General features: G+C 59.9%; 11 protein-coding genes and 1 CRISPR repeat array (1 of these 12 only partly in view). All 11 genes read left to right on the forward strand.

The features are described from left to right. Positions 1 to 340 precede the first annotated feature (340 nt). Positions 341 to 490 (forward strand): hypothetical protein, encoded by a 150-nt coding sequence (locus E4M07_RS29240; RefSeq protein WP_169054439.1) that lies wholly within the window; start codon positions 341 to 343, stop codon positions 488 to 490. A 187-nt stretch (positions 491 to 677) separates the two neighbouring features. Continuing rightward, the gene (locus E4M07_RS27625) at positions 678 to 917 is read left to right on the forward strand and encodes a helix-turn-helix domain-containing protein (protein WP_136661647.1); all 240 of its coding nucleotides are present in this window, start codon (positions 678 to 680) and stop codon (positions 915 to 917) included. Next, complete coding sequence (locus tag E4M07_RS27630; protein WP_136661648.1) at positions 914 to 1,582, forward strand: S26 family signal peptidase; 669 nt, start codon at positions 914 to 916, stop codon at positions 1,580 to 1,582. The genes E4M07_RS27625 and E4M07_RS27630 overlap by 4 nt, the downstream gene beginning before the upstream one ends. Next, positions 1,579 to 2,253, forward strand: a complete 675-nt coding sequence (locus E4M07_RS27635) for a lytic transglycosylase domain-containing protein (protein ID WP_136661649.1) — start codon at positions 1,579 to 1,581, stop codon at positions 2,251 to 2,253. The genes E4M07_RS27630 and E4M07_RS27635 overlap by 4 nt, the downstream gene beginning before the upstream one ends. Positions 2,254 to 2,592: 339 nt before the next feature. Beyond that, entirely contained in the window at positions 2,593 to 4,695 is a 2,103-nt protein-coding gene (locus E4M07_RS27640) for a relaxase/mobilization nuclease and DUF3363 domain-containing protein (RefSeq protein WP_246660642.1), read from the forward strand. 801 nt (positions 4,696 to 5,496) lie between these two features. After that, complete coding sequence (cas3u, locus tag E4M07_RS27650; RefSeq protein WP_206057421.1) at positions 5,497 to 8,208, forward strand: type I-U CRISPR-associated helicase/endonuclease Cas3; 2,712 nt, start codon at positions 5,497 to 5,499, stop codon at positions 8,206 to 8,208. Next, the gene (gene cas8c / locus E4M07_RS27655; RefSeq protein WP_169054441.1) at positions 8,201 to 9,073 is read left to right on the forward strand and encodes a type I-U CRISPR-associated protein Cas8c; all 873 of its coding nucleotides are present in this window, start codon (positions 8,201 to 8,203) and stop codon (positions 9,071 to 9,073) included. Before cas3u ends, cas8c begins: the two co-directional genes overlap by 8 nt. After that, the gene (cas7u, locus tag E4M07_RS27660) at positions 9,070 to 10,119 is read left to right on the forward strand and encodes a type I-U CRISPR-associated RAMP protein Csb1/Cas7u (RefSeq protein ID WP_136661652.1); all 1,050 of its coding nucleotides are present in this window, start codon (positions 9,070 to 9,072) and stop codon (positions 10,117 to 10,119) included. The genes cas8c and cas7u overlap by 4 nt, the downstream gene beginning before the upstream one ends. A 23-nt stretch (positions 10,120 to 10,142) precedes the next feature. Then, positions 10,143 to 12,404, forward strand: a complete 2,262-nt coding sequence (csb2, locus tag E4M07_RS27665; RefSeq protein ID WP_136661653.1) for a type I-U CRISPR-associated protein Csb2 — start codon at positions 10,143 to 10,145, stop codon at positions 12,402 to 12,404. 55 nt (positions 12,405 to 12,459) lie between these two features. Continuing rightward, the gene (gene cas1 / locus E4M07_RS27670; RefSeq protein ID WP_246660643.1) at positions 12,460 to 14,115 is read left to right on the forward strand and encodes a CRISPR-associated endonuclease Cas1; all 1,656 of its coding nucleotides are present in this window, start codon (positions 12,460 to 12,462) and stop codon (positions 14,113 to 14,115) included. Between the two features lie 10 nt (positions 14,116 to 14,125). Continuing rightward, a complete protein-coding gene (cas2, locus tag E4M07_RS27675; RefSeq protein ID WP_136661655.1) occupies positions 14,126 to 14,419 on the forward strand; it encodes a CRISPR-associated endonuclease Cas2 in 294 nt (97 codons plus the stop codon). A gap of 263 nt (positions 14,420 to 14,682) precedes the next feature. Continuing rightward, positions 14,683 to 18,720: direct repeats of the CRISPR family, unit length 36 nt; unit sequence GTATCCGGGGCCTTCGGGCCCCGGCCTCATTGAAGC (it continues 524 nt past the right edge of the window).

Genomic DNA, 18,720 nt, shown 5'->3' on the forward strand with positions numbered 1-18,720 from the left:
GCCCTGTGGGAGCCGCGCGAGCGCTGATCCGGTTCCTCTCAAAGCCCCGCCGGGTTCGCCCGGTGGGGTCTTTCCTCGTGGCTTCGCGCCTGCCGGGCCGCCGGAACCGATACGGCGATGCCCGTGGTAACGGGCCTTTTGTCTCGACCTTTCCAGCATGCCATCCGGCCAGGGCGCGCCTCAAGGCTGCGCGGTACCCCCAAAATGCTTCGCATTTCGGCTCCCCCACGCCCCGCTTCGCGGCGCTGACGCGGCCTTGACCCGCGGCTTGCCGGATGACCGGGGAAGGCGTGTCAAGCGACCGGCAGAACAGCTCAATCATCACAGGAGGTTACCACCCATGTCACGCAAAGATATCGCCATCTCGATCGAACTTCTGGACATCGAATTGCGCGCGGGCCTGCCGGGGCGCGAGCGCACCGAGGCACGAAAACAGATCGCCGGATTGCGGCTCCGACTCGCCGCAATGGAGCAAACGGAAGGGGCATAGCGCTCCTTCCTTGTCTCGTTTTCCCGGCGAAAGCCTGATCGCGCCGCCAGTTTTCGCGTCGGCGAAAATGACAACGAAAGAGGGGGCTCGAATTTCGCGGCCCCCGTCATTCGAGCGTCCCGCAAAGCGCCCTTGCCCGCCATCGTGTCCTTCATTCGCGCCATCAACCGACGAAAGGACACGGAATATGCAAGACGATCCATCACGGGCGATAGAGGCCAGGAAAGGCAGCCCTTTCCTGACCACCCGGCAGGCCGCGCACTATCTCAGCCTGTCCTATCGCACCCTGGAGAAGATGCGCCTTACCGGCCATGGGCCGCGCTTTCGCAAGCATGGCCGCTATGTGCGCTATCACATCGCCGATCTCGACGCCTGGTCGGAAGGGGAACGTCGGACCTCCACCTCGGACAGGGGCGAAGCGCGATGAGCGCCCTTTCGCTTGCGCGTTCCCGCCAACGCCGGCGGGCACGAAAGAACCCCCGCGCTATCCTCGTCTGCGGCATCCTCGGCCTCGGCCTGATCGGTCTTTCCGCCATCGCCCATGTGCGCAATCCGGCGCCCCTCCTGGTCTGGAACGCTTCGGCGAGCGCCCCGGTTGGTCTCTATCGCGTCACATCCGGTGCGCCGGACCGCGGCGACCTGGCGCTCGTCCAGCCCGCCATGTCCATCGCGGGACTTGCCGCCGGGCGCGGTTACCTGCCCTTTGGCGTGCCGCTGATCAAGCGCATCGCGGCTGTTGCAGGCGACGATGCCTGCGCCTTTGACGACACGATCATAATCAACGGCCGCGTCGCCGCCCGCCGGCTTGCCGCCGATAGCGCGGGCCGTCCCATGCCGCGCTGGAATGCGTGCCGGGTGCTCGATGCGGATGAGGTTTTCCTGCTGACGGCGGCCCCGGACTCCTTCGACAGCCGCTATTTCGGGCCGGTGACGCGCGCACGGATCGTCGGCAGGCTCGCGCCGCTATGGGTGAGGGGCGATGGCCCCAGAGAGCGGAGAGAGCGGAAAGAGCGGAAAGAGCGGAAAGAGCCGGAAGGATTCAACGCTGTCGGCGATGAACGCCGCGAACCTTGCGGGGGGCGGCAGGAATGAGAACGTGCCTGATCGTCATGGCGGCCGCCATGATCGCCCCTGCCCATGCCGCCGGTATCGAACGGTTCCGGACGCATGTCATTGAGGCGTCGAAACGCTTCACGGTCCCCGATAGCTGGATCCGCGCCGTCATCATGGCGGAGAGCAACGGCGACCCGCTTGCCGTCTCGCCCAGGGGCGCCATGGGCCTGATGCAGCTCATGCCGGGGACATGGAAGGAACTGCGCGGCCGGCACGATCCTGGCGCCGATCCCTTCGATCCGCGCACCAACATTCTGGCCGGAACCGCCTATCTCAGGGCCATGCATGAGCGCTTCGGCTATCCCGGCCTGTTCGCCGCCTACAATGCCGGCCCGGGCCGCTACGGCAAGCATCTGAAGACCGGAAAACCGCTTCCCACTGAGACCCGCGCCTATGTCGCGCGCATCGAAGAAACGCTCGCAGGCGCGGGCGAACCGACTTCGATGAAAGCGAAAGCAGGCCCACCGGGCGCACGGAATCCGCCGCCGATCGCCTTCGATACGCGGCTGTTCTTTTCGCTTTCGGCACCGCAAAGCGACACCGGAAACGGTGAAAGACACGCCCCGGACGGCGATCTTTTCGTGCCGCTTTCGAGGCCGGAACCCGACAGGAATCGAGGCCGGAATGCACAAAGGCGGCGCGAAAGATGATGCCGGAAAATGCATCGCCGGAGCCTGTTTTGCCGCGAGACATTCAACCCCCTTCCGCCCGGTGGCGCAGTTTCGTTGCCATCGGGTTCTTTCGCCGCAGGTTCAGGTGATCGCAGATGAGCGTGGAAGGGCGCGGGAGGGATGAGAAATGCCGCGTAAGGCAAGATAAAGCTCCGGCACCATACGCCGGCATCGCGAACGGCAAGCCTTTGTCTGCACATCGTTTTTTCGGGGCGGCGGATGGCGCCATACGCCCCGTCATGGTGCCCGGCCACCGGCAACACCCTGATATCCCTGATGTTCCCTGGCGCCAACCCCCGGACCAGTGAGGTAACGCCCTTGTCGCACGACGACGATTTCAAACCGAAGCCCGGCAGGATCCGCGCGCGCGGCGCAAAGCGCGGGCGCAAGTTCCTGCACCGGGTCCTGGCCGCCTCGAACCTGGCGCGTGGCGGCGCGAGTGGCACACGCAAGCCGGGTTTCACCGGCAAGCGGACCGGGCGCGGCGCCGGGACGGGACGCGTGCTCGCCAGCCGCGACCGTCATGCCGCCTTGCGCCAGCGCCGGGTCATGGTCAAATCGCGCATCGTCAAACTCGCCGGCAAGGGGAAGGGCAGGGCAGGTGGAATGGCCGGGGGCAGGGCCCGGGGCATGGAAAGCGCGCGGGCGCATCTGCGCTATATCCAGCGCGACGGGGTGACACACGACGGCGAGCGCGGCGAACTCTACGGCGCCAATGAGGACCGGGCGGACGGCAAGGCGTTCCTGGAACGCTCGCAAGGCGACCGCCACCAGTTCCGCTTCATCGTCTCGGCCGAGGACGGCGCGCAATACGAAGATCTCAAACCGCTCACCCGCCGCCTGATGGCGCGCATGGAGGAAGACCTCGCTACCCGCCTCGACTGGGTGGCGGTCGATCACCACAACACCGGCCATCCCCACACCCATATCCTGCTGCGCGGCCGCGACGACAAAGGCAGGGATCTGATCATTGCCCGCGACTACATGACCACCGGCATGCGCGCGCGCGCCGCCGGGATCGTCAGCCTGGATTTCGGGCCGCGTTCGGATCGGGAAATCGAGAGCCGGCTCAGGGCCGAGATGGAGCAGGAACGGCTGACGAGCATCGACCGCCGCCTTGCGCGCGACAGGGACGAAAACGGCCTCGTCACCGCCACCGGCCGTGACGCCTTCCGGCAAAGCCTGCGCATGGGGCGCCTGAAGAAACTGGAACGCCTTGGCCTCGCGGAAGAAATCCGCCCCGGCCGGTGGCGGCTGGAAGAAGGGCTGGAGGATACGCTGCGGCGCATGGGCGGGCGCGGCGACATCATCAGGACCATGCAGCGCGAGATGAGGGAGAAGAACATTGCCCGCAGTCCCGCCGATTACGTGGTCCTCGACCCGGGAGACCCGACCGTGAAACCGGTCATCGGGCGTGTGGTGGCACGCGGGCTATCCGACGAACTCAAGGACCGCCATTATCTGATCGTCGACGGGATAGATGGCCGCAGCCACTATATCGATATCGGCAAGGGGGAGGCGACCGAACCGATGCCGGACGGGAGTATCGTGCGCGTGACGCCGAAAAACCCGGAGCCGCGCAAGGCGGACCGCACCGTCGCCGAGATTGCCGCCGCCAACAGCGGGCGCTACAGCATCGACCTGCACCTGCGGCACGACCCGCGCGCCACCGAGGACTACGCCGAGACCCATGTGCGGCGTCTGGAGGCCATCCGCCGCGCCATCGGCGGCGTTGCCCGCGAGCCCAACGGCGCCTGGATCGTCGAGCCGGACCATCTCGACCGGGCGGTCGACTACGAACGCCAAAGAGCCCGCACCGCGCCGGTCATCGTCGAAAAACTGTCGCATCTCTCGCTCGACCGGCTGGTGGACGCTGACGGCGCCACCTGGCTCGACCGTGAACTCGTCTCCGGCAATCCGCAAACCATTCGCGACTCGGGCTTCGGACGCGAGGTGCGCGAAGCGCAGGCCCGCCGAAGGCAATGGCTGATCGCCGAGGGGCTGGCGCGGGAGGGTGAGGAGCGGTCCGCGTCAGCGGACCAAAGGTCCCGGCGAGACCTTTCGAATGACGAACGCGCTGAACGCGAGCAAGGGGCCGGTGAAAACCGCACCATCTATCGCACCGATATGCTGGCAAGGCTGCGCAGGCGCGAACTCGCCCGCGTCGCCGGACAGCTGTCCGATGAACTGGGCCTTGCCTATGCCGAAACCCGCAAGGGCGACCCGGTGGAAGGCACGCTCCGACGCTCCGTCGAACTCGCCAGCGGCAGATATGCCCTCGTCGAGAAGTCCCGCGAATTCACCCTCGTGCCCTGGCGCCCCGTCCTCGACCGCCATATCGGCAGGCACGTCTCCGGCGTCATGCGCGGCGAGACCGTCTCATGGACCATCGGGCGGCAGAGGGGGATGGGGATTTCGTGAGACAGGTTGGCCAACGCCGTCAGGTTGATTGTCTGCTTCTGACTGAATATACGCCTGCGCAACTGTCATAGCGGAGCGAATTTCATGCGATGGGGCAGCTAAAGGGGATCGCTTGCATTTGCCCAAGTCCGAAGACCGTGCTCTTGCCGGCATGGATCCAGGTTCCGGCGCCCAGGAGCGGCCAAAGATCACCGACACCGTCCGGCAACTCAATCGAGCCGATGACACCGTGCACGTCCAGTTCACGATGCTGTCTCGGTGAGCAGACCGCAGTCGCCTATAATCCGGCCAATGAGCCCATACTATCCAGGGATTGTTGCCAAATACGCAGGCCAATCAATTGAAACGATCAGGGTCGATCACGCAATTGCGTTATTCGTAAAATTCTCCGCACCTTCGCACCATAAGGTATCAACTCGTTCCAAATGAAAGCGCTGTCCAAGTTGCTTTGGTGCACTCGTAGGCGACAGAACGCGACACCTGAGCCGACTGCCAATTCTGACAGTGGACCGCTTTGTCGTCATTTCCCTATTTATCATCAATGACGCGTGAGAATAGCTAGTGAATTGCAATAATCTTGCGCCGATTGAGGTCCCTGCATCGGTGACAATTCTGAGTATCAAATCGTTTCCAATAGCGGTTCTTGAATTTGGTATCCGAAGAAAGCCAAACTAGCATGAAAGCTTCACATACGCCGCTAATCAGGACAGCAAATTGACGTTCAGTCCATTATTCTTGATTGCAAATGCGCCCAAAGGATATGGCGCATGGCCGTTGTGCTTGTGGCGCTGAGAGATGACCATGGTCGATCCCTTCAGCGCTCAATTTATAAAGCTTACGGGCCATGAACCGTTCCCCTGGCAAAAGCGGTTGTTTAAGCGTTTCCAGCAAGATGACTTACCTGCGATCGTGGATCTTCCAACCGGCCTTGGCAAGACCTCGGTGATGGCGATCTGGTATCTGGCGTGGAGCGCTGGCGCTCCTCTGCCAAGACGTTTGGTCTATGTGGTCGATCGCCGAGCGGTAGTCGATCAAGCGACAAATGAAGCCGAGAAAATTAGAGATAAGGCAAGCGACGGGAAGCTCCGCATCAGTACGCTGCGCGGCCGATACGTGGACAATCGCGAATGGTTGGAAAATCCCACTGCACCGGCCATCGTTATCGGGACCGTCGACATGATTGGCTCGCGCTTATTGTTTTCCGGGTATGGCGTGTCGCCGAAGATGCGCCCCTATCACGCCGGATTTCTCGGCGTGGATTCGCTGATCGTTCTTGACGAGGCGCATCTCGTGCCGCCCTTCGAAGGACTGCTCGAAGCGATCGAGAACGGAGTGACGGATTTCGCTCCAAAGGCGGATGAGGGTCAAAATCATGTGCCGCGCATGAGGCTTCTTTCGCTATCGGCAACGGGAAGAGATCGTGAAAGACGAATTTTTCAGATCGAAGAGACAGACCTCGAACACACCATTATCAACAAGCGGCTGGGTGCAAAGAAACGTCTTAACTTCAGCCTCATCGAGGTCGCGGACACGGATTCCGAATCAAAAAAGAAGCGGGATCTGGCGGAGAAACTAGCCGAAGAAGCGTGGGCGCTTTCCGGCATGGGGTCAGAACCAATCCGCTGCTTGGTTTATTGCAACAGCCGTGAGGTGGCTGCGCAAGTCGAGAGCGCGATTGAAAAACACGCTAAGGCAGAAAATATCCACATTGAAACCGAACTTTTCGTCGGCGCGCGGCGGATCAAGGAGCGGACCGATGCGGAAAAAAAGCTAACGCAACTCGGTTTCTTGGCTGGTAGCGATCCCAAGCGTGAAAGGCCTGCCTTTCTCGTTGCTACGTCGGCCGGTGAAGTCGGCATCGACCTCGATGCCGATCACATGGCCTGTGATGCCGTGTCATGGGAACGTTTGGTGCAACGTCTAGGGCGTGTCAACCGGCGCGGTCAAGGTGATGCAAAAATTGTTCTTGTTCACACTGCGGAACCCGAACCGGAAGAATCAGGTGGTCTCACACCCGATGAACAACGCGCAACGATTGCCTGGAAAGCGAAAAAGCTTCTGGGCGAACTCCCGGAAGACGATACGGGCATTGACGTCAGCCCGGGTGCATTGCGAAGTCTGAAGCAGCGCGCAGCAAGCAATCAAAACCTGGCGGATAAAATCAAAGCGGCGACAACGCCCGAACCTTTGCGACCGGCGCTCACCCGAGCATTGGTTGACGCCTGGTCCATGACATCCCTGGCACAGCATACGGGACGACCGGAAGTCGCCCCATGGCTGCGCGGCTGGGTGGATGACGAACCGCAGACAACTGTTGTCTGGCGGACGCATCTGCCCGTGCGGGTGGAGGGGGGTGACGTTGCTGAATGCGAGATCGAAGCTTTCTTCGAGGCTGCCCCACCTCATCTGAGCGAGCGGCTAGAGACGGAAACCTGGCGAGTCTTCGATTGGCTGAAAAAACGGCGCAAGGCGGTGAATGTGGAAGCGAAACCGGGTGACAGGATAACTGATGGAGAACCTCAGAGCGGAAACGGAAAACGCGCTGCCTTGGCGGAAAACGATATCGTGGCTTTCACGTTTGCGCCGGACGGGAAATTTTATAAGCGCTACCGGTTGTGCGATCTTGATGCGGATAATGAAGAGCTTGCCGGGGCAACACTTGTGGTCGACGCGCGGCTAAAGGGTCTCAGGGATGGCCTGCTCGATCCTGAGGCGGAGAGCGATGTCCAAACCGCAGACGATGGCAGCGACTGGTTGCTGGCGCCGGATAAAATAGGCTGTCGACCTCTTGTAGGATTCCGCTTTTGGCTGACTGGCACGCATGGTCCTTTGCCCGAGGAGCGACACGAAATTCAGTCCTTTGCGACACGTCGATCCGAGGAAGGTGAGGACATCGAGTGTCTCCGCATCGCCACATGGCGAACAGAAGAGAGCCGCGCGGCATCGGTCAATCCGCAGCTTCTGGAATACCATCAAGAATGCGCAGCATCTGTAGCGTCCAGGATCGCCGACGAACTCGGGCTGGAAGGTTCATATAGAAAAGCGCTCACCCTCGCCGCGCGCCTACATGACGAGGGGAAGCGAGCTGCGTGCTGGCAACGGGCTTTTAATGCACCTTCCAGCGGCGTCTACGCCAAGACAAAAGGACCTTTCAACAGTGCGATCCTAGGCGGATACCGTCACGAATTCGGATCACTTTCTTATGTCGAAAATGACGAGGAATTTCAAGGTCTGCCTGAAGAAGAGCTTCGAGACCTCGTCCTGCATCTGGTTGCCTCCCATCACGGCCATGCCCGGCCACTGATCCAGACGACGGGCTGCGAGGACGCACCAGCCTCTGCCCTGCAGGATCGCGCGTGTGAAGTTGCTTTGCGTTTCGCCCGGCTGCAAAGACGCTGGGGTCCGTGGGGTCTTGCCTGGTGGGAGGCACTGCTGCGTGCGGCAGATCAACAGGCATCGCGCGAGAACGATGCAGGCGAGGCGCTCCGAGAAGGGAGGTTGCCTAATGGCTGAAGCATCGATCCCTGTGGATCTCACTAATCCCGGGCAGGTTTTCGCCTGCCTCGGGTTTCTTGAGGCTGCCGACATTTTACTTGGCAACGCTGAAGGTGGATTTGAATGGAGCGATGAAAAGGATGTGAGGTTTGTTATGCGGGCGAACGGCGAGGAAAACCCGTTCGCGATAGTGCTGGAATTTCTAGCAGAGGCAAAAGTTGTAGCCATTTCCCCGGAAGGTATCGAGGGGCCATGGCCAGACGGTACTCGTTCAGAACTTATGTTTCCAGCACCTGCTAAATCAGGTGGACAGTTGTACACACTTCCCATCCGCGTTGCGAACGACAATTACTGCGTTCCGATCTCGCATTGGCTGGAAGGAGACAGTCGAGTTACGTTTAAATTGTTTGCAGGCCAACAAGTAGGAGCGACATTAGCAAGGAATATGCTCGCCGGAGACAATAAGAAAAGAGAGAGTATGGGAGTCCGCTCTATTTATTCTGCTTCTAAGGAATCAATTCATTATGATCCATTTACCGTTGTGTACCCGGTGGGAGGTCGATTTGGGTTTGATGCCCGAGGTGCTTGGGATGCACTCAGGATAGGCACCTCACTGGATATCCACGATGTCTTGCTGCAACTTTCGCCATTTGTTGAGATCCTGGCGGCAATTGGCCTCGAGAACGCGCGCCCCATTAAACATTCTACTCAAGTGAAATACAGCGCATGGAGGATCGTTATGCCGCTGTCGTTGTGCCGAGCAGCACTGGGTACAGCTCACTTATTTCTATCTCATAAGTACTGCCGACATTTCACAACTCATCTCGGAGAAGACAAGAAATATAAAAAGTTCTTCTTTGCGCAACAGGAGGCCACGCCATGACCGAACCGTTGATCTTGACACATGACCTAATCAACACTTGGGCCAATGACCCAAAGAGTCCAGTGGCACTCCACCTCAAGCAGATACTCCTACCCGTCGAGGGTAAGGGGGGCGTCATCTTTCCGCCGACCTATGCTGATATCGGCTACAATATCGATGAATTATCAGACGGTACAAAAATCGCCATGATCGACAGTGTTGGCTCGCAGGCCAACCGCATGGAGCCGATCTTCAAAGACGAGCCATATTCGCGACTCGTGCCGCAGATCGAAATCGCATATGGCAACCAACAAAAACGGTTGATATTCGACGTCGGACACCGGCTTGGCGACGCCATCATCCGTTCGGTGGAGAAGACGGAAGATGGCGATCTGAAACAGAAAGCACAGGATGCGTTCAATGATTTCCGCATTGCAGGTGATGCAAGCACTATCGCAAAGCTCGCGCCAACCTCGCTGGTCTTCGGCGTCTGGGATTCGCGCGATACGCAGGCCAAACTTCCACGCATCGTGCAATCAGTAGTCCGGGCGTGGAACATCTCTTTGCTAACGCGCTCGGCGCAATACAATCCGGCGTTAGATTATGCCGCATTGGGGGTATTTTCTAAAACAGAAAAGGAAAAAGCGGAAAGGAAGGCGACCAGTAAACTGGCGGAACGCGGTTTCGTTCATGTCCCCGCAACCGGAACGCATGGCGGCGTGATCGCGCATGGCCCCATCGAACGCGATGTGACAGTCAATCTGGTTGCGTTGCGTCGGTTAAGCGGCGGCAATACAGAAGGATTGCGCCGTTACGTTCTCGGGCTTTCCCTTGTCGCTGCCTCCGCTTCCATGGATCCTTTCTTGCGGCAGGGCTGTCTGCTCGTACCAGACTCTGACCAACCGCTGCAATGGGTTCTAGTCAATCGCGATGGCGAACGGTCTCCCATCACATTGGATGCAGATAGTGCACTGAAATATGCAGAATATGCGGCAAGCAATTTCGGCGTTGGCAATGACTTACATGTCGAATTCGACGAGGAGCGCGCCAAAGAAGATGTAACCTGAGGGAAGGCGCTTTAGTCGAGACAATGACCAACAGCCTTCTAATTTCAATCCGTTTTCATGACGGGCGCTACCATGGCGTCGGGAACTGGCCGCCATCGCCAGCGCGGCTTTTTCAAGCGCTGGTCGCGGGTTCCGCCGTTGGTATTACGATACCCGACGAGACCAAAATTGCACTTGATTGGTTTGAAGCTTTCGATGATGTCCCTCGAATTGCCGCGCCAACAGCCCGCCACGCAAACGGCTTTACCAGCTATGTGCCGAATAACGATCTGGATGCCGCTCTGCCAAGGAAAAACTGGGATATAGACAAGGCTGTGGCCTCCATCCGAACAGCCAAACGCATCCGTCCATGGCTCTTCGATGCACAAATCCCTTTTCTTTATGCTTGGACTCTTCAGGACCGTGACACAGCTAATGCCGAAAGTATCTGTGATATTGCCGAACGGCTGTATCAGTTTGGAAGAGGCATAGATATGGCTTGGGCTTGGGGGGAAATCCTCGATGAAGAAGAGATCGAACAACGCTTTGCGAGCCATGAAGGTGCTGTCTACAGCCCGTCCAAAAGTGGTTCGGGCAAGATGCTTGCCTGTCCAACAGAAGGATCGCTCAAAAGCCTGATCGATCAGTACAATGCGTCTTGCGCACGATTTAATGGTACCCACTACGCATGTAGGCTAACGAAGACGCCGCGGAAACGCATGAAGGCTGCCGTTAAACTACCGCCAAAGCCCCGCTTCAAACAGGTCGCATATGAAAGCCCGTCCCGGCGGTTTATGTTTGATATACGCAACGACACCGGCCGTTCCTTCTTGCCTCAGAGACCGTCGGATACGGCAGCACTAGCCGGCGACATCCGCGACGCTGCCGCCGGTCGCCTCAAACAAGCGCTGCCGCAAATGGCGACGGAAATCGAGCGTGTGTTTGTTGGCCGCAGTGCAAGGGAAGCGGACAAAGCCGCAAGGATCCGCATCACACCGTTGCCGTCCATCGGGCACGCTGATGCTGATCGGGCGATTCGTCGTGTGCTTGTGGAAGTTCCGCCGAATTGTCCGATTCCTGCCGACGACATTGACTGGACGTTTTCCGGTCTTGTTTTAGGTACCGACTATGAAACGGGTCAAGTGTACAGTGAAGATCGGCCACTATTGCTGCGTGCCAATGACAATCGGATGCTTGCACATTACGGAATTGACGGTTCAAACGAAGAGCGTCTCTGGCAAACCGTGACTGCTGCGGCGTTACCGTTGTCGGCGCGGCGGCGTTCCGCGAAGAAAGGCGGAGCCAGACGTCTGACAGAGGAAATACGCGCTATTGATTCGGTCAATCAGGCCCTGCGTCATTTAGGTGTTACGGCAGAGGTCGAATCGATCCGCGTGCAGCGGGAACCGTTTACGGCGAAGGGTTATCGTGCAGAAGCGTTTGCGCCAGGAACCCGTTTTGTCGCAAGCCGCCTATGGCACGTAGAGATCACATTTGTAGAGCCACAGCAAGGCCCGATCGTGATTGGCGACGGGCGTTATCTGGGTCTCGGCCTTATGTCGCCGATAAAGGAATTCCGGCGCGATGCGCTGGTCTTCACACTCCACCCAGACGCACATATTGCCATTGCTGATCGATGCGATTTCCTGCGTGCAATTCGGCGCGCTCTGATGAGTCTGTCACGAGATGATCATGGTAAGATTCCCCTCCTATTCTCTGGGCATGAACCAAAAGGTACGCCTGCGAAGTCTGGCAGGCACGACCATGTTTTTCTTGCCGGTCACGACAGCCGCGGCAATGGCTGGATCGACCGTATTCTTGTAGCAGCACCCTGGTCGTGCGAGCGCTCCGATAACCCGGGCGGCAATCCACGTAAGCGTGACCGTGACGTGTTTGATCAGGTTGTTTCTTCGCTCAACCAAGTACGTGCAGGCCGCCTCGGCGTCCTTGATTTTCAGTGCCCTTATACCCTGAAGCCTGGCGATCCGCTTTTTGGTCCGGCCCGAAAGTGGGAAAGCCATACGCCTTATCGCCCGACCCGCCACGCCAGCCGAGGAAAAGATCCCGCTGATTCCATCCGTCAGGATATTGTTCTGGAATGTCGGCGCCGGGGATTGCCTGAACCTGATGTCGAAGTGGTTGAGTTCAGTGTTGGTCCGAACGGCGGCAATCCAAGCGCCCTATTGCGCCTCCGTTTCGCTGTGGCAATCAAAGGACCGGTCATGCTCGGCCGTGACAGCCACATGGGCGGAGGCCTGTTTATCGCCTTGTACAGCCCCGACGATGCCAGCCGAAAAGCAATATGAACTCCATCTTCCTGCGCCGCCGGCTGATGGCGAAACGCCGCTGATTCCGGCGAGGATGGTGAATGAATTCGTTTACTGCCCACGTCTGGCCTATCTCATGTGGACACAGGCCGAATGGGTGGAAACTGGTGACACGGTCGAGGGCCGGCGCGTTCACAAGCGTGTCGACAAACCCAATGCGCCGTTGCCGGCGCCGGAAGAAATCGAAGACAACAAGGTCGGCGTTGAGGAGAAGATCGTAAGCCGCTCGATGACGTTTTCGTCGGAGAAGCTTGGCGTGATCGCCAAACTCGATGTGGCGGAAGCAGAGGACGGCATGGTCACGCCTGTCGACTACAAGCGCGGCAAGCGGCCGCATATCGCGCAAGGCGCCTATGAACCGGAACGCATTCAGGTCTGCCTTCAGGGCCTGCTGCTTGAAGAGCACGGCTATCGTGTCGAGGAAGGCGCCATCTACTATGCCGAAAGCCGCGAACGCGTGCGCGTCGTGTTCGACAACGCGTTGCGGACGGCAACGAAAACGGCGATCAGCGAACTGCGGCTGACGGTTTCCCAGGGGCGTATTCCACCGCCGCTGAAGGACAGCCCCAAATGTCCCCGCTGCGCCCTTGTCAGCGTCTGCCTACCGGACGAAATCCGCGCCCTTTCCGGATCGTCGCTCGCGCCGCGACCGATCGCCGTGCCGGTTGACGATGCCCTGCCGCTCGTGGTGCAGGCCCAGCGTGCGCGTATCGGCAAGGATGGAGAAACACTGAAGATCACCGATGAAGATGAGGGCGAAACACGGGTTCGCTTCATCGACATTTCCGATGTTGCGCTGTTCGGCAATGTATCGATTACGACGCCGGCCCTTTCCGCCTTGTTCGAGCGCGAAATTCCGGTGACCTTTCACAGTCATGGCGGATGGTTTCGCGGCATTGCCCAAGGGATCGGGCACCGCAATGTCGAGGTGCGCACGGCGCAATACGCCATGAGCTTCAATGAGGCGTCATGCCTGCAGTTTGCACGCGAACTTGTCGCCGCCAAGATCATCAACCAGAGAACGATTCTGCGGCGCAACTGGCGCGGTCGAGCAGGGGAGCGGAAGGCTGTTCTCGACCGTTTGGCCGCTGCTCGCAAATCCGCCGGCGGCGCAAAGGCGCTATCCGGATTGCTCGGCATGGAAGGCGATGCCGCTGCCGTCTATTTCCGCGCCTTCGCCAACCTGATCAAGGTACCGGAAGACAGCGGCGGTACGGTTTCTTTCAATTTTGCAGCGCGCAATCGCCGCCCTCCCGCCGATCCTGTCAACGCCATGCTGTCCTTCGCCTACGCCATGCTGACGCGACATCTGACAATCGCGGTCGCATCGGCGGGCCTTGATCCCTATCGTGGGTTTTATCACGCGCCGCGCTATGGTCGGCCGGCGCTGGCTCTCGATCTCATGGAACCGTTCCGCCCCATCATTGCCGACAGTGTCGTGCTCACTGCCATCAACACCGGTCAGATGAGTCCCAACGATTTCGTCACGGCCGCGACGGGAACCGCGCTAACCCAGGCTGGGCGCCGCCGGTTCGTGCAGGCGTTCGAACGGCGCCTCTCACAGGAAACGACCCATCCAGTCTTTGGCTATCAGGTCAGCATGCGTCGCCTGCTGTTGGTTCAGGCCCGGCTGCTGTCCCGGTTCCTGCTCAAGGAACTATCGGGCTATCCGCATTATTTGCCGCGCTGAGGTAACACACATGAGCAGAGAACGGCTTTATATCGTCACCTATGACATTTCCGACCAGCGGCGCTGGCGGCGTGTGTTCAAGGCAATGCATGGATATGGCGACTGGTTGCAGCTATCCGTTTTCCAGTGCCGCCTAACACGCCGCCGGCGCGCCGAACTGGAAACGCGGCTGCGTGAACTGGTGAAGAATGGCGAGGACCACATACTTCTCATCGATGTCGGCTCTGCTGACAAGATTCATCTGGCGGTCGAGAGCATCGGAAAGAGCCTTTCGAAGATGGAACGCCAGGCGGTTGTGATATGATAGCGCCGAATTTCAGCGCAAGACAACGGAGGAACATGGCTCATGGTTTTGCCTTGGCCACCTTTGCCTGTGCGATTCGAGTGGTTCGGTGATGTCCGCAAACCCAGTCGTGCTCGAATCGCGCCAGAACATTGAAACCGTTCGGTTTTTTGATATAGTGAAGATGACATCGGGAGTAGTCCGAATGATTGCCCGAAGGGAATATCGAAGTGCTCGCATAGGCGCGGAATTTGTCTTTACTGACAATGGATTATACTCTGAACGTATCCGGGGCCTTCGGGCCCCGGCCTCATTGAAGCCCCGAAGAACGCGGGAAAGAATAGTCGGGTAGAAGTTGTATCCGGGGCCTTCGGGCCCCGGCCTCATTGAAGCCAGAAAACCCACCACGCTGATGTCGTCATTCGTGACGTATCCGGGGCCTTCGGGCCCCGGCCTCATTGAAGCTCTGGGCCGGCGAAGCCTGGCCGTTACGCCTGTTACGTATCCGGGGCCTTCGGGCCCCGGCCTCATTGAAGCGCCGCATTGTAATGGCCGGTATTGCTCATTTCTTTGTCGTATCCGGGGCCTTCGGGCCCCGGCCTCATTGAAGCGGGACTTGTGAAATTGATTGCACAGCGCATCGGAAAGTATCCGGGGCCTTCGGGCCCCGGCCTCATTGAAGCTTTAAATTCGTCTATTGTGTCAATATGGTAATAGGGGCGTATCCGGGGCCTTCGGGCCCCGGCCTCATTGAAGCCACTCATAGAGTGTAAAAAACACTTTCTCATGACCCGTATCCGGGGCCTTCGGGCCCCGGCCTCATTGAAGCAGCAGTGGGATATAGCGATCATGGGCCAAATACTCGCGTGTATCCGGGGCCTTCGGGCCCCGGCCTCATTGAAGCGTATAGTCCGCTGAAGTCGCCTGATCGGGCAGCATCGTATCCGGGGCCTTCGGGCCCCGGCCTCATTGAAGCTAGCGCTGCGTGGATGCCATGTAGCCGCCATCGCCGCCGTATCCGGGGCCTTCGGGCCCCGGCCTCATTGAAGCGAGCGTCTGCATGCCCCGGGCCCAGTCGCCCGAGTTCGTATCCGGGGCCTTCGGGCCCCGGCCTCATTGAAGCCAGAACGGCGACTTCGCCTCAGCCAAGATGGGATCGAGTATCCGGGGCCTTCGGGCCCCGGCCTCATTGAAGCGGTCTCTCTGAGGCTAAAGCCTCTGAAATCAAACAAGTATCCGGGGCCTTCGGGCCCCGGCCTCATTGAAGCGCATCCTTGCGATGGCGAGCATGAGGAGAAGCGGCCAGGTATCCGGGGCCTTCGGGCCCCGGCCTCATTGAAGCAGGATATCGGTTACCACTACCTTGTCACCAGATATGGTGTATCCGGGGCCTTCGGGCCCCGGCCTCATTGAAGCCTCTCTCGCTATTTGTTCGTCGTAGTCGATACCGCGCTTGTATCCGGGGCCTTCGGGCCCCGGCCTCATTGAAGCCTGCTCAGGCCGTGCGCGACGCTGCTAATATTTCGGGTATCCGGGGCCTTCGGGCCCCGGCCTCATTGAAGCTTTCCGGCTGGCGCACTTGCTCCACTGACTCGCTGCGTATCCGGGGCCTTCGGGCCCCGGCCTCATTGAAGCGGGTCGGAGGTGCCAACGATATTGCCAGTAAGGTGCGTATCCGGGGCCTTCGGGCCCCGGCCTCATTGAAGCGTAGTAGCCTCTGCTGTTCGCATGCCGTTGCAGAACGTATCCGGGGCCTTCGGGCCCCGGCCTCATTGAAGCGAATGCTGGCCGCCCCATTGCGTTGCTGCGAAGTGCGTATCCGGGGCCTTCGGGCCCCGGCCTCATTGAAGCGCAGAAGCAATCTGGGCCTGCCGTTTATTCTCTTCGAGTATCCGGGGCCTTCGGGCCCCGGCCTCATTGAAGCAATGGGACCGGATCACGTCCATCAGCATTCCGATTGCCGTGTATCCGGGGCCTTCGGGCCCCGGCCTCATTGAAGCTCTTAGTGATGCGCAGTCTTCCAATCCCCTTTCTGCGTATCCGGGGCCTTCGGGCCCCGGCCTCATTGAAGCAGCTTGTCGCAATAATCATCGTGCACGAGTTCTGCGTATCCGGGGCCTTCGGGCCCCGGCCTCATTGAAGCCCCTTCCGGGCGGCATTTCTTCTCGATGTCGAATGCGTATCCGGGGCCTTCGGGCCCCGGCCTCATTGAAGCCGCTAGTTTCAGGTGATTTGTCCATTGCTGGAATCTCCGTATCCGGGGCCTTCGGGCCCCGGCCTCATTGAAGCGTTCTCATAGGTGTTCTTCCTCCCATCTGAGGGCCTGTATCCGGGGCCTTCGGGCCCCGGCCTCATTGAAGCGCCATGTCCGGCCTGCATCACGCCCTGGGCGGCGACGTATCCGGGGCCTTCGGGCCCCGGCCTCATTGAAGCGGATGATGGCGTATCGCGGCGCGAGCGGCGGCAGGGCGTATCCGGGGCCTTCGGGCCCCGGCCTCATTGAAGCTGATGGCGCTGCGCCCCAGAAGGGATCGCCTGCGCGGGTATCCGGGGCCTTCGGGCCCCGGCCTCATTGAAGCATATAATCCTGGGACGGCAGAAGCTGAGTTCGGACGTGTATCCGGGGCCTTCGGGCCCCGGCCTCATTGAAGCGGTTGAAGAAAGACCTGCGTACGTCTTCCTTGGACATGTATCCGGGGCCTTCGGGCCCCGGCCTCATTGAAGCTGTAGAACATCACCATCGGCTTGTTCGTGTATTCGTCGTATCCGGGGCCTTCGGGCCCCGGCCTCATTGAAGCTGACTGGTGGCAACCTCACCGCCGAAAATCGCCAGCGTGTATCCGGGGCCTTCGGGCCCCGGCCTCATTGAAGCGTTTTGAGCAGCTCCACCGACGCGGTAGTGTTAAGCGTATCCGGGGCCTTCGGGCCCCGGCCTCATTGAAGCCGTCCCTTATCGGTGGTGCCTTTGGTGCTGTTGGCAGTATCCGGGGCCTTCGGGCCCCGGCCTCATTGAAGCATGAAGCTATGAGCCGTGGTGCCACACTCCAGGAAGCCGTATCCGGGGCCTTCGGGCCCCGGCCTCATTGAAGCGATCTGTCGTCGGCGCAGTTCTTGTGTTAGCATGTTGTATCCGGGGCCTTCGGGCCCCGGCCTCATTGAAGCGTGGCAAACTCGAAGAAGCAATGAGCCGTGGTGCCACTGTATCCGGGGCCTTCGGGCCCCGGCCTCATTGAAGCGGGAACAACCCATCTATATTACAGGCTTTGGCGAAGTGTATCCGGGGCCTTCGGGCCCCGGCCTCATTGAAGCATCGCGAAACTGCCGCGCTGCCAAACATCGGTGGACACGTATCCGGGGCCTTCGGGCCCCGGCCTCATTGAAGCCGTCGCGCGTTGCGGCGTCCGTCGCGTCGTACGTTGCGTATCCGGGGCCTTCGGGCCCCGGCCTCATTGAAGCCCCTCCTTCGCCTGGCGCAGATGAACCATCTCGTGCGCCGTATCCGGGGCCTTCGGGCCCCGGCCTCATTGAAGCCCCTCCTTCGCCTGGCGCAGATGAACCATCTCGTGCGCCGTATCCGGGGCCTTCGGGCACCGGCCTCATTGAAGCCATTTGGGAGACACGCGGATATACTCGGCCTTGGCGTATCCGGGGCCTTCGGGCCCCGGCCTCATTGAAGCCACGATTGCTTTTTGTCGCGCGATCACCAGCAGATCCGTATCCGGGGCCTTCGGGCCCCGGCCTCATTGAAGCGAGAGGCTGAGGAGGAGATTGAAAGGTGGCACCACAAGGTATCCGGGGCCTTCGGGCCCCGGCCTCATTGAAGCAGTGAGAAGTAATCGCCTAGGCTATCGCCGTCAGACGCGTATCCGGGGCCTTCGGGCCCCGGCCTCATTGAAGCGGGTTGACGAACGACCCGATCGCGGCCGCCAATATCCGTATCCGGGGCCTTCGGGCCCCGGCCTCATTGAAGCTCGGTCATTTTCATCTATCCAGGAATGCGTTGGCGCCGTATCCGGGGCCTTCGGGCCCCGGCCTCATTGAAGCTGCCATGAGGTTATTTCTTCCTCGATTTTCTCGAGAGGGTATCCGGGGCCTTCGGGCCCCGGCCTCATTGAAGCCGATTGCTACAAATTTTTTGTAGCATTTCTGCGCATTGTATCCGGGGCCTTCGGGCCCCGGCCTCATTGAAGCTCGAGATGGTGGATGCTCTCGGAAAAGGAATTCATCGTATCCGGGGCCTTCGGGCCCCGGCCTCATTGAAGCGCGAAAAATAGTCTCCCAAACTGTCGCCATCCGACGCGTGTATCCGGGGCCTTCGGGCC

Origin of the sequence: Nitratireductor sp. XY-223 (genome assembly GCF_004959855.1) — a bacterium.
In the GTDB taxonomy this organism is placed as follows: domain Bacteria; phylum Pseudomonadota; class Alphaproteobacteria; order Rhizobiales; family Rhizobiaceae; genus Hoeflea_A.